The following is a 12,892-nucleotide window of genomic DNA, read 5'->3' on the forward strand; positions in this document are numbered from 1 at the left end:
ATTCACTGGCGACCACAGACTTCCATGGTATCCATATGGATTTAGATATAGACCAAAGTCCCTCCCAACAGCGCCATCCATCCCAGCCCGCCAAGCAGAGTTAGATGGAGCACAAGCTCCCACCAAAAGAAGAGCCGCATAAAAGCTACTTCTCCTCATTCTCTCTCACCGAACTGTTCAGAAAACGATACTTATCATAAATCGCCCCATAATTAATAAACAATGCAGGCGGCATGCTTCCCAAGTTTTCAAAAACGGACATACTTCCACCCTTATGAATCTCCAGTTGATTCATCCAAGTATCATGCAATGTAGCAAACGAGTTAAAACCCGGAATGCTGTTTAGCGCATCACTAATATACGTCCCATGACAAATTGAATAAACACCTTGACAAGCATCAAGAGATGGCCAATTCAGTCCAATATTCTTCCCCTCCCGTGCAATCCCATCCATAAGAACATTAGGAACCGTACCATCTTCCAATGGAATTGCTCTCGGACCATCAGGTCGGTCTACACCGGGCCTAACATCTGGCTCTCGCCCTACGGAGTACTGATACAACTCCATCAGAGCCCCAGTCGCCGCAATACTCAGCCATGCCTCTTTGCTTTCACCACTCAACATCCCTTTCAATGCTGTATTGGCGGCATATGCCTTGAGGCGCTCGCTGAATCGGACCATTTTGTAGTTACCCTCTGCCGTTAGCTCTCGACCCCAGCCATCGGTTACGCCAGCGCCAAATCCTGCTATTAAGGCAGCAGTTGCGTATGCTTTCAGACTGTCCGTGCTCGTCACATCTTTGAGTGTTTTCCCCAAGTCACCGCTATTGCTGACCAAGCTGGCCGCTCCCGTTCCCGCTGCGGAGGAAATCGCTGTCGCGGCCATCGCGTTGCCCCAACCCGCCCCCGCGGCTCCGACCGCCGTTCCAGCCTCCGCCATCGCGGCAGTACCTGCTGCTGCCATCGTTGTTCCCGATCCAACTCCCGCGCTCGCAGCAGTACCAACCGCTGAACTTGCAGCCCCATAGGTTGCCGCCGCGACGAGAATAGCGATGGCTATTGCCGCTCCGGCTCCGATTCCCGAATGGCTGTACTTGAAGGAGTCATGAATCTCCTGCACCCGCTGCCAGTCCACATCCCCGCGCTGTTCCAGCGCCTTGATCCAGGCGAGGTTCGGATCGGCCTGCACCATGGCGTCGATGGTCTGGCTGACGGTTTGCTGGTCGAGGTGCTTGAGGTCGAGCTTCAGGCCGTCCACGGCATGGATGGCGATTTCGCCCTGGGCGATGAGTTCGCTCTGGCGCACCGTTTCGTCGGTGCTGCCCTTGCCCTTGGCGCTGGTCCAGGCGAGGTCGCCCTTGCTCTTTTCATGGCTCTCCTGGTGCAGGTCCTTCACCGCTTCGAAGGCGATCTCGCCGCCGCTGTCCAGGGTCAGGTCGGCGCCGGCTTCGAGCCGGGCGGCCTGGTAGCGCTGGTCGCCCTCGCTGACCAGGGTGAGGTCGCCGCCGGTGGTGATGCGGCTGCCGATGTTGCGCACCTCGGTGACTTCATCGCGCTTGAAGCTGTTGCTGCCGAACGAGCCTTTTTTCTTCTTCTCGTACAGCGAGTAGTCGCTGTCTTCGGCGGCCAGCAGGCTGAGGTCGTTGCCGGCGTAGAGGAAGGCTTCGCCGCCGGCTTCGATCCGGCTGGCCACCAGGGTGAGGTCCTTGCCGGCCTGCAGGTCGACGTCACGCCCCGCCACCACTGAGGTTTCCTGTTGGCGCACGTGGTCTTCCTGGCGGGTGACCGTCTTGCTCTTGGCGTAGAAGTGCTCCTCATCGGCCGCCGAGGCCAGGAGGATGTCCCCGCCCGCCGCCATGCGGATGTCGCGCTTGGCCTCCAGCTGGCTGGCGATGGCGGTGATGTCGCGCCCCGCCGAGAGGCTCAGGTCACGGCCACTGGTCACGGTGGCGCCGTGCTGGGTAACGCTCTCGTCCCGGTAGCCAGGACCGAAGGCCTGGCCGACCCGCTCCGGCTGGGAGAGGATCTGCACGTCCCGGCCGGCACTCAGGAACAGGTCGCTGCCGGCCTGCAGCGCGCTGCCGATATTGGTGATATCGCGCCCGGCGGAGAGGCTCAGGTTGTTGGCGGCTTCGATGCGCGCCGCGCTGTCCAGGTAGTCCCGCCGCTCGGTTCGGCCCGCCGTGTCGACCAGATGACTGGTCACCGAGCGCTCGTTGAGGATGTCGCCGCTGAGGGCGATGGCACTGACATCGCGCCCGGCAATGAGGCCGCCCTGGGCGTTGCGGATGCTGTCGGTGGCCAGCAGCGAGATGCGATCGCCGGCCTCGACCAGGCCGCTGTTGACCAGGTTCCGGCCGGTGGCGCTGAGGTTGTCGCTGGCGCGCAGGGTGCCCTGGTTGGCCAGCTCGTCGCCGGCGATCAAGGTCACGTCCTGGCCCTGGATCAGCGCGCCGGTGGGCGCCAGGCGGCCGTCGGCCTGGGCCAGGTAGAGCACCGGCACCAGCACCTTCTCGCCGTTCACCTCGTGCTCTTCCAGCCAGACGATGTCGTGGGTCAGCGCCGCCACCTGGGCGGCGGAGAGGCCCACGCCGACGCTGAGGTCCAGCGCCTGCCGGCTGGCGATGGCGTTGTCCATCAGGTAGCGGAACATTGCCTCGTCAGTGGTCAGGCCGTCGAGGAAGCGCTGGCCGGTGCGGGCGGCGATGGCCTCGCGCACCAGGCGCTGCTCGTAGAGGCCGTCGCCGAGGCGTTTCTGGGCCTGGTCGGGGGCGTAGCCGAGGTGGCCGAGCAGGTAGTCGGAGCTGAGGAACTGCGTGAGGTGGGTCAGTTCCGGGTTGGTTTCGATCAGGTACTTGTGCGGCTGGGGGCGGTTGTCATGGGGCGGCACGCCCTGGACCCGCTCGACGACACCAATGGGGCTGGTATTGCCGACAGTGCCGTTACCTTCCGGCGGGGTGCGCCCCGGCCCACTGGGAGCCACCTGCTCACGCTGGACGAGGCCCACGCTGGCACCGCCCAGCGTCCACTGTTGCGGGCCCTGGCCGGCAGTGGCCAGGGTGTCGCTGCCGGCCTGGCCACTCAGGCGGAACAGACCGTTCTCGCCGTTGGGCAGGCTGAAGCCGGGCAGTGTGAGCGGGTTGACCTGCTGTTGGGCGAGGTCGGGCGGCAGCTGAGCATTGATCTGGGCGCCAGTTCCGCCGGTACTGGCGTCTACTGCGGTGTTCGACACCCGGTTGCTGCCACCGGCATAGGCGACGTTGCTGCGGCTAACGCCGTTGCCCAGGCTGCTGGTGGCCTGGACGGTGACATTGCCACCGGCCTGGATAATGGCGTTGGCCGCGACGCCGGTATTGGTGCTGGTCTCCGCTGCGCTGACCAGGGAATAGGCGAGGATCTGCGCAGGGACACCGTAATGGACAGCAGGATTGAAATCAGGGTTGGGCTGGTCGGTGATCTGCTTGTCAGCTCCGTAGTAGATGTAAGCCTGGCCGATATTCTCGGTAGGTCGCTGCCAATACCCGTAGCGGTGCACATACAGGGAGTTGTGCTTGTTGTAGGTGGCCAACTCTCCATGGACGAGCGTCGAGAAGACGTCGGAGCCCTCTGTTGGGCTGAGGAAGGTTCGCGAGCGCACGACGCTTTCGGTGGTCGCGCCCTCGTTCAGGAAGGTGGCGCTGCTGATCCCGATATTGCCTGCGGCGGAAACCAGGCTGTGCTGATTGTGGAAGCTTTCGCTGACAACACTGAGGTTGCCGCCACTGGTGATGAGGGCGGCGGCGGAATCGGCGGTGACGGTACGTTCGATCCGTTCATCGACGTAGTAGTACACCGTCTGGTATTTGCGGTCGGAGCAGTCGATGCACTGGAACTTGATGGTGCCCGACTGCAGCTGTTCCGAGACGCTGAAGAAATCCTTGCGGTTGACGATCGACACCGCCGCCAGACTCATGTCACCGGCACTTTCCAGCGTGGCGGAGATGTTTTCCAGCAAGGTGCTGTATGCGCCGGCATCGTTGGCGGCGAGATCCAGCGCGCCGAGGCTGTACACATCCGCATAGCGGTTGGTGAAGCGACCCACCCGCAACGCCAGGTCGCCGCCGCTGAAGAGCAGGCCGTGCTCGTTGAGCAGGCTCGGCGTCACCAGGCGCAAGTGTTCCGCGCTGCCCAGGGTGCCGTGGTTGTGCAACTGCCCGGCGTTGACCGTCAGGTCGCTGGCGGCGGTGATCACCCCGCTGTTGCTGAGCAGGCCGCCGACCCAGACATGGGTGCGGCCGCCGCCGGTGATGCGGCCGGCGGTGGGCAGGATGAGCTGGGCGGCGCTGAGGCCCAGGTCGCCCAGGCTGCTGATGCGGCCGTCGCCGCTGTAGCTGCCGCCGAGATCGAGGCTGAGTGCGCCATCGCTGGCGATCAGGCCGTCGTTGCGCCAGTCGCCGCCGCTGCCGGTGAAGCTGCTGGAAGCCAGCAACTGGCCGCTGGCGGTCTGGTGGAACTGGCCGACGTTCACCGTCAGGCGGCCGGCCTGGATGAGGGTGCTGTTGGTCCAGCTGTCGGCATTGAGGGTCAGGCCGCCATTGGTGATCAGGCTGCCGCCGGCATGGGCGACGGTGGGCAGGGCGATGTCGAAGGCGCCGCTGCCGACGTGCAGCAGGGTGCCGCCGGCATTCTGCAGGCTGCCCGCCGCCAGGCCGAAGTCGAGGTTGGCGCTTTCCAGGGTGCCGTGGCGGTTGTCCAGCAGGCCGTGCACGCTCAGTTGGGTGCGGCCGCCGCGGCCCAGGGCGCGCAGCTGGCCACCGCGGTTGTCCAGGGTGGTGGCGGCCAGGGTCAGGGTGGTGTCGCTTTCGAGGATGCCGGCCTGGTTGTCCAGCGCGCCGGCCAGGCTGAAGTCCACGGCGCCGGCGGCGATCTGCCCGGCGTTGACCAGGCTGTTGCCCCTCACCTGGAGCAGTTGCTTGGCGAAGAGCGCGCCCTGGCTGTTGTCCAGGCTGGCCACGTTCAGCAGGGCGTTGCCGGCGAGGGCCGAGAGGTGCCCGCCCTGGTTGGCCACGGCGACGGCCGTCAGGTCCAGCGACTGCCCCTGGAGCACGCCGCCCTGGCCGGCATGGAGACCGTTGTCGAGCCAGCCGCTCAGGCGGGCCTTGACCCAGCCTGCCAGGCTGGCGAGGGTGCCGCCGCGGTTGTCCAGGTGGCCGGCGCGGACCTCCAGGTGGCCGGCCTGGCTGAGGGCCCGTCCGCCGCGGTTGCTGAGGGCGGTGTCGGCCATGAGTGTGAGGTCACCCTGGCTCTGCAGCGTGCCACCGTTGTTGTCGAGGCCGGCAGCGCTGAGGGTAAGGCCGGCATCGCGGCTGTAGATCAGGCCGTCGTTGGCGTTCTGCACCGCGCCGGTCGCCGTCAGCAGCAGGGCGCCGTTGGCCGCGACGGTGCCACGCTGGCGGTTGTCCAGACTGCCGGTGAGCAGGGTCAGCAGGCCCTGGCTGACGATCTGGCCGTTCTGGTTGTCGACCTGGCTGGCTCCCTGCAGCAGCAGCGGGCCCACGCTGGCCAGCTGGCCGTGGGCGTTGAACAAGGCGCCGAGGAGATTGAGGGTGAGCGCGGCGTTGCCGGCGACAGTGCCGGCGCGGTTGTCCAGAGAGGCGGTGTTCAGGGTGAGCGCCTGGTGCGCCTGCACCGTACCGGCGGCGTTGTTCAGGCGGGCGGCCTTGAGGGTCAAGGTCGCGCCGCTGTCGATCTGCCCGCCCGCGCGGTTGTCCAGCAGGGTGGCGACATCGAGCTGCTGGTCGCCGCCGCTGGAGAGGATGCCCTGGTTGCGGTTGTCCAGGCTGGCGGCCTGGAGGTCCAGGCAGCCCTGGCTGGCCAGCGCCCCTTCGTCGCTGTTCTGCAGCTCGCCGCTGAGGTCGACAGCCAGGTTGCCCTGGCGGCTGGAGAGGGTGCCGCGGTGACGGTTGTCGAGGCTTTGGCCGCTGACGCTGAGCCCCTGCCAGCCGGAGAGCAGGCCACCCTGGTTGATTACGCTGCCAACCTTGAGGTCGAGTTGGCCGCTGCTGATCAGCTTGCCGCCGCGGTTGTCGAGGTCGCGCAGGACCAGGCTGAAGTCCTGGCGGCTGCTGAGCTCGCCGCCCTGGTTGGCCAGGTCGCGCAGCCGCTGGAGGCTGAGCGGGCCCTGGGCGAGGATCAGGCCGCCCTGGTTGTCCAGGTCGCCGCCGTTGAGGTCGAGGGTCAGGCCGGTGGCGCCGATCAGCCGGCCCTGGCGCTGGATCAGCCGGTCGAGGAACAGGCGCAGGGCCCCCTGGGCGGAGACTTCGCCGCCCTGGCTGGAATCCAGGGTGCCGGTCTGCAGGTCGAGGCCGCCCTGGCTGTTGATCAGGCCCTGGTCGCGGTTGTCGACGGCCTGGGTGCGCAGGTCGAGGGCGCTGCCGGCCAGCAGGCTGCCGCCGCGGTTGTCCAGGCTGCCGGCCTGCAGGCTGAGCCGCTGGGCGGCATTGATCAGGCCCTGCTGGTCGTTGGCCAGGACGCCGCTGATGGCGACCTGGGTATCGCTGCGGCTGGTCAGGGTGCCGCCGGCGTTGGCCAGGCTGGCGGCCGCGACGTCGAGGCGGGCGGCGGCGATCAGGCCCTTGAGGTTGGCCAGCGCCTGGTCGAGGCGCAGGGTCAGGGCCTGGGCGCCGAGCAGCTGGCCGCTGCTGTTGTCGAGGCGGCGCGCGGCCAGGGTGAAGGCCTGCTGGCTGGAGATTTCGCCGCCCCGGTTGTCGACGTTGCCGAGGCGCTGCAGCAGCAACTGGCCGGGGGCGTTGATCAGGCCCTGGCGGTTGTCCAGGTCACCGCCCTGCAGGTCGAGGCGGAGGCCGGCCTGGCTGAACAGCTGGCCGCCCTGTTGCGCCAGGCCGCTGGCGCGGACGCTGAGGGCCTGCTGGCTGCCGAGGCGGCCAGCGTGGTTGATGAGTTCGCCCGTGGCCAGGTCCAGGGCAGCGGCGCTGGTCAACTGCCCCTGGCGGTTGTCGAGGTCGCCGGTGGTGAGCTGGGCCGCCCCCTTGGCGGACAGCACGCCCTGACGGTTGTCGAGGTCGGCGCTGCTGAGGGCGAGGGTGGAATCGGTGACCAGTTGCCCGCCGTGGTTGTTCAGTTGGCCACGGCTGGCCAGGGTCAGGGCGCCGGCGCTGGACAGGCTGCCCACCCGGTTGTCGAGGTTGCCAACGCGCAGGTCCAGTGGCCCCTCGCTGCTGATCAGGCCCTGCTGGTTGGTCAGCGCCTCGTCGAGGGCGACGGTCAGGGCCTGCTGGCTGAGCAGGCGGCCGCCGCTGTTGTCCAGGCTGCGGCCTGTCAGGTCCACCCCAGCCTTGGCGGAAATCAGACCCTTGGCGCGGTTGATCACCCGTGCGACCGCCAGCTCCAGGCGGGTGCCGGCCAGCAGCCGGCCGTCATCGCTGTTGTCGAGCCGGTTGCCGCCGAAGCGGATGGCCTCCCGGCTGGAGAGTTCGCCAGCTCGGTTGTCCACATCGCCGACCGCCAACTGCAGCGCCTGCGTGCTGCCCACCAGGCCGCCCTGGCGGTTGTCCAGGCGGGCTGCCTGCAGGCTGAGGTCGCGGCCGCTGCCCAAGGTACCGCCCTGGTTGTCCAGCGCACCGTTCAGGGTCACCGCCAGGCCCTGGTCGCCCAGCACTGCACCGCCCTGGTTATCCAGGCTGGCGGCCTGGACGCGGGTGGCACCGCCACTGGCAATCTCACCAGCGCGGTTGCGGAGCGAGCCGGCGTCCAGCTGCACGTCGCCCTTGCTGCCGAGCACCCCGGCGTCATTGTCCAGGGACGCACTGGCGTCCAGCTGCAACTGCTGTTCGCCGACGATCCGGCCGCCCCGGTTGTCGACGCTCCCCGCCTGCAGCCGCGCACCGCTGCGGCTGGAGACCTCGCCACCACGATTGTCCAGATGGCCCACCTGCGCCTGCACCTGGCCGGCGCCGTTCACCCGCCCGGCCCGGTTGTCCAGTTCGCCGGCGCTGAGCGCCAGCTCATCCTGGGCCAGGACCCGGCCCTGGCGGTTATCCAGCTTGCCGGCGGAGACCTGGGCATTGCCCTGGGCGCTGAGGGTGCCGCCCTGGTTGTCCAGGGTCTGGCGGGCGCGGACCTCGAGGGTGCGGCTGGCCGCCAGGGTGCCGGCGTTGCGCAGGTCCCGTGCGCGCACCTGCACATCGCCGCCGCCGTTGCGGCTGTTGTCCGGGTTGACCCCGGCTTCGACCACGCCGTTATTGGTCAACTGGCCGCCGCTGGCCAGGCGCACGGCCTCCTTCGCCGCCAGGCTCTGGCGAATGGCCAGGTCGCCCTGGGTCTCCACCGTGGCGCTGCCGCCGGCATAGGCCGGGCCGGTCAGCTCGGCACCCTGCGCCCTGACCTGCAGGTCGCGGGCCGCCGCCGTCTGCGCCAGGGTCACCTGGCCGTTGGCGTCGATGCGGATATCGCCGGCGCTGGCGGCCAGGTTGCCGGCCAGCCGCACGCCGACCCCGGCCTCGGTGCCCAGCAGGCGGATGGCCCCGGCGTACATGCCGCCCAGGGCGGAGCTGTCGAGGGCCAGGGCGGGGGCGGCGCTGCCATCGGCGGTGCGCGGGGTGGCGGCCAGGCTGTCGGCCTGCACGTCGTTGCGCCCGGCGACGATGGCCAGGTTGCGGGCGTGCAATTCGGCGTTGAGTTTGGCGCTGCGGGTGATCAGCTCGAACTGGTCGACGTTGCTGGCGTTGAGGCCGGCACCTTCGAGGGCGATGTCGCCGCCGTCCACCTGGAAACGGTCGAGACGCCCGCCCTCCAGCACCGGTTTGCCGGTGGTCAGGGTGGCGCGCGGGGTGTTGAGGAAGCCGCAGCCGTTGCAGGTGAGGCCGTGGGGGTTGGCGACGATGACCCGCGCCGACTGCCCGGCGACTTCGGTGTAGCCGCCGAGCAGGCTGCGGTTGCCGCCGGTGACTTCGTTGAGGATGGTGCCGGCGGCGCGCCCCTGGAGGTTGGGGTTGCCGAGGATCAGCCCGCCCAGTTGGGTGGCCTGGGTCCGCGCGGTGGCGTTGTTGAGGATCAGCCCCTCGGCACCGACGTGGTACTCGCGGAAGCGGTTGTGCGACAGCCCGCTGCCGTCGGGGGTGGCGATGTTGACCACCGGTACGCCGTTGCCGGCCTGGCCCAGCTGGGTATTGCCGCCGGCCGCCTGGTCCAGCGCCAACTGGGCGGCGGTGGCGACGATCGGATCGAGGAAAAGGATGCCGGCCAGGGCCAGGGCGATGCATTGGTTGAGAGGACTGCGGGTATCCATACGGGGGCCTCGACCTTCGCGAACTTCGACTCGGAAAGTGCGAGATGGTCGAAACCAGACGCCGCCCTAGCAAGCGCCCAACCGCAGATAGAGAAGAGTCGATCCCGGTTTCGGAGATTTCCTATGGCCCCTTACACATCGAACCAAAATCACCGCTGCGGACCCGCAAGGTGGCGGAAGTTCGCGGAACCATCTAAAAAAGCGAAACCCTCGTTCAGATTTCGATAATCCAGCGACGCCATCCGCCCATGATGACCCTCCGCCAGATCCGCCATTTCATCGCCGTGGCCGAAACCGGCTCCATCTCCGCTGCCGCCCAGGCGGTGTTCATTTCCCAGTCCACCCTGACCCTGGCCATCCAGCAGCTGGAAGAGGAAATCGGCGTGAGCCTGTTCAACCGCCACGCCAAGGGCATGTCGCTGACCCACCAGGGCCACCAGTTCCTGCGTCAGGCGCACCTGATCCTGGCCACGGTGGAGAACGCCAAGCGCAGCCTGCAGCAGAGCACCGACCAGGTGGCCGGCAGCCTCACCATCGGCGTGACCAGCCTGGTGGCCGGCTATTACCTGGCCGACCTGATCACCCGCTTCCAGCGCGCCTACCCCAACGTGAAGACGCGGGTGGTGGAGGACGAGCGCCCCTATATCGAGCACCTGCTGGTGAGCGGCGAGATCGACGTCGGCGTGCTGATCCTCTCCAACCTGGAGGACCGCCTCGCGCTGCAGACCGAGGTGTTGACGCACTCGCCCCACCGTCTCTGGCTGCCGGCCCAGCACCCGCTGCTGGAGCGCGACAGCATCGCCTTGGCGGACGTGGCCGGCGAGCCGCTGATCCAGCTCAACGCCGACGAGATGGGCCTGCACACCCAACGCATCTGGTCTCGCGCCGGGCTGACGCCGCAGGTGACCCTGCGCACCGCCTCGGTGGAAGCGGTGCGCAGCCTGGTGGCCGCCGGCCTCGGCCTGTCGATCCAGCCGGACATGACCTACCGCCCCTGGTCCCTGGAGGGCGACATCATCGAAGCGCGCCCCCTGGTGGACCTGGGCGAGCCGCTGGACGTGGGCCTGGCCTGGCGCCGCGGCACCGCGCGGCCGGCCCTGGTGGACCCCTTCCTCACCGTGGCGCGGGAGCAGCCGAACAGCCGCAGGCTTTCGATTTAATCGAACGCCGCTTTCAATATTTAGAATTTGTCGACCTCAAGCCCGGCCTCTAGTCTCTCGAACCCATAAGCAGAGCCATGCCGGGCGCCCAAAAGGAGCACCGGGATGACCGAAGAACAAAAACCCGAGAAGAAAAGAGCCAGCAAGATGACCGGCGCCACCAGTACCCCGACCCTGCACACCGAACTGCTGATCGACGGTCAGCTCGTCATCGGCGAGGGGCTGGCCGAGCCGATCATCAACCCCGCCAGCGGCGAGACCCTGGTGGCCGTCGCCGAAGCCTCGATCGAACAGGTGGAAGCCGCGGTCGGCGCCGCCCACCGCGCCTTCGCCGGCTGGTCGCGCACCACGCCCGCGCAGCGCTCCGCCGCCCTGCTGGCCATCGCCGACGCCATCGAGAAACACGCCGATCAACTCTCCCGCCTCGAAGCCCTGAACTGCGGCAAGCCGCTGCACCTGGCGCGCCAGGACGACATTCCCGCTACCGCCGATGTGTTCCGCTTCTTCGCCGGCGCCGTGCGTTGCCAGCAAGGCCAGCTGGCGGGCGAGTACGTCCCCGGCCACACCAGCCTGGTGCGCCGCGACCCGGTGGGCGTGGTGGCCTCCATCGCACCCTGGAACTACCCGCTGATGATGGCGGCGTGGAAGATCGCCCCGGCGCTTGCCGCCGGCAACACCCTGATCTTCAAGCCCTCGGAACACACCCCGCTGTCGATCCTGGCCCTGGCGCCGGCCCTGGCGGAAATCCTCCCGCCGGGGGTGATCAACATCCTCTGCGGCAGTGGCGACAGCGTCGGCAGCCAGTTGGTGGGCCATCCGAAGGTGCGCATGGTGTCGCTGACCGGCGATATCGTCACCGGGCAGAAGATCCTGCAGAGCGCCGCCCGCACCTTGAAGCGCACCCATCTGGAACTGGGCGGCAAGGCGCCCGTGATCGTCTGCAACGACGCCGACCTCGACGCCGTGGTCCAGGGCGTGCGCACCCACGGCTACTACAACGCCGGCCAGGACTGCACCGCTGCCTGCCGCATCTATGCCCAGGCCGGCATCCACGACCGCCTGGTGAGCGAGCTGGGCGAGGCCGTGGCCAACCTGCGCTTCGCCCGCAAGCGCGACCAGGACAATGAAATCGGCCCGCTGATCAGCTCGCGCCAGCGCGACCGCGTGGCCAGCTTCGTCGAACGCGCCCTGGGCCAGCCGCATATCGAGCGGGTCACTGGCGCCGCCGTGCATTCGGGCGCCGGCTTCTACTACCAGCCGACCCTGCTGGCCGGCTGCAAGCAGCAGGACGAGATCGTCCAGCGCGAGGTGTTCGGCCCGGTGGTCACCGTCACCCGCTTCGACGACCTGGCCCAGGCCGTGGACTGGGCCAACGACTCCGAATACGGCCTGGCCTCGTCCGTCTGGACCCAGAACCTGGACAAGGCCATGCAGGTGGCCGCACGGCTGCAATACGGCTGCACCTGGATCAACACCCATTTCATGCTGGCCAGCGAGATGCCCCACGGCGGGCTCAAGCGCTCCGGCTACGGCAAGGACCTGTCCAGCGACTCGCTGCAGGACTACAGCGTGGTGCGCCACATCATGGCGCGTCATGGCACTGACTTTTAAGAGAACAAGAACGCACCAACCTGCTTCATCTGCCCCGACCAATAACGAATAAGAGGGAACAACATGTCCGTGCGCAAAACCGCCCTGCTCAGCGCAGTGGCCACCGCCGTCCTCGCAAGCGGCAGCCTGCAGGCCGCCGAAGCCCTGAAACAAGTCGGCGCCGGCGAAGGCCAGCTCGACATCATCGCCTGGCCCGGCTACATCGAGCGCGGCGAAACGGACAAGAACTACGACTGGGTCACCCAGTTCGAGCAGGACACCGGCTGCAAGGTCAACGTGAAGACCGCCGCCACCTCCGACGAGATGGTCAGCCTGATGGCCAAGGGTGGCTACGACCTGGTCACCGCCTCCGGCGACGCCTCCCTGCGCCTGATCCATGGCAAGCGCGTGCAGCCGATCAACCCGGAGCTGATCCCCAACCTGAAGAACCTCGACCCGCGCCTGAAGGACGCGCCCTGGTTCACCGTCGACGGCAGGTCCTACGGCACCCCCTATCAGTGGGGCCCGAACCTGCTGATGTACAACACCAAGGCCTACAAGCAGGCGCCGGACAGCTGGAGCGCGGTGTTCGAGCCGCAGCAACTGGCCGACGGCAAGGCCAACAAGGGGCGTGTCCAGGCCTACGACGGCCCCATCTACATCGCCGATGCCGCGCTCTACCTGAAGTCCGCCAAACCGGAACTGGGCATCCAGGACCCCTACCAACTGACCGAAGAGCAGTACAGCGCCGTGCTCGACCTGCTGCGCAAGCAGCACAGCCTGGTGCACCGCTACTGGCATGACGCGACCGTGCAGATGAGCGACTTCAAGAACGAGGGCGTGGCCGCCTCCAGCA

The 12,892-nt window shown here is 67.5% G+C and carries 4 protein-coding genes; 3 read left to right on the forward strand and 1 reads right to left on the reverse strand.

Annotated features, from left to right (window positions below; all coding sequences use genetic code 11):
- Positions 1-145: 145 nt before the first annotated feature.
- Positions 146-9,286 (reverse strand): hemagglutinin repeat-containing protein, encoded by a 9,141-nt coding sequence (locus tag ACFPU0_RS22335; RefSeq protein WP_377695475.1) that lies wholly within the window; start codon positions 9,284-9,286, stop codon positions 146-148.
- Between the two features lie 248 nt (positions 9,287-9,534).
- Between ACFPU0_RS22335 and ACFPU0_RS22340 the strand changes: the two genes are divergently transcribed.
- The 3 genes from ACFPU0_RS22340 to ACFPU0_RS22350 all read left to right on the forward strand — a co-directional run.
- Positions 9,535-10,446, forward strand: a complete 912-nt coding sequence (locus ACFPU0_RS22340; RefSeq protein WP_377695476.1) for a LysR family transcriptional regulator — start codon at positions 9,535-9,537, stop codon at positions 10,444-10,446.
- Between the two features lie 105 nt (positions 10,447-10,551).
- Positions 10,552-12,057: a gamma-aminobutyraldehyde dehydrogenase gene (locus ACFPU0_RS22345; RefSeq protein WP_377695477.1), complete on the forward strand. Its 1,506-nt coding sequence runs from the start codon at positions 10,552-10,554 to the stop codon at positions 12,055-12,057.
- 63 nt (positions 12,058-12,120) lie between these two features.
- The coding region (locus tag ACFPU0_RS22350; RefSeq protein ID WP_377695490.1) for an extracellular solute-binding protein at positions 12,121-12,892 on the forward strand (772 nt) is incomplete at its 3' end.

Source organism: Pseudomonas sp. GCM10022186, assembly GCF_042656385.1.
GTDB lineage: Bacteria > Pseudomonadota > Gammaproteobacteria > Pseudomonadales > Pseudomonadaceae > Metapseudomonas.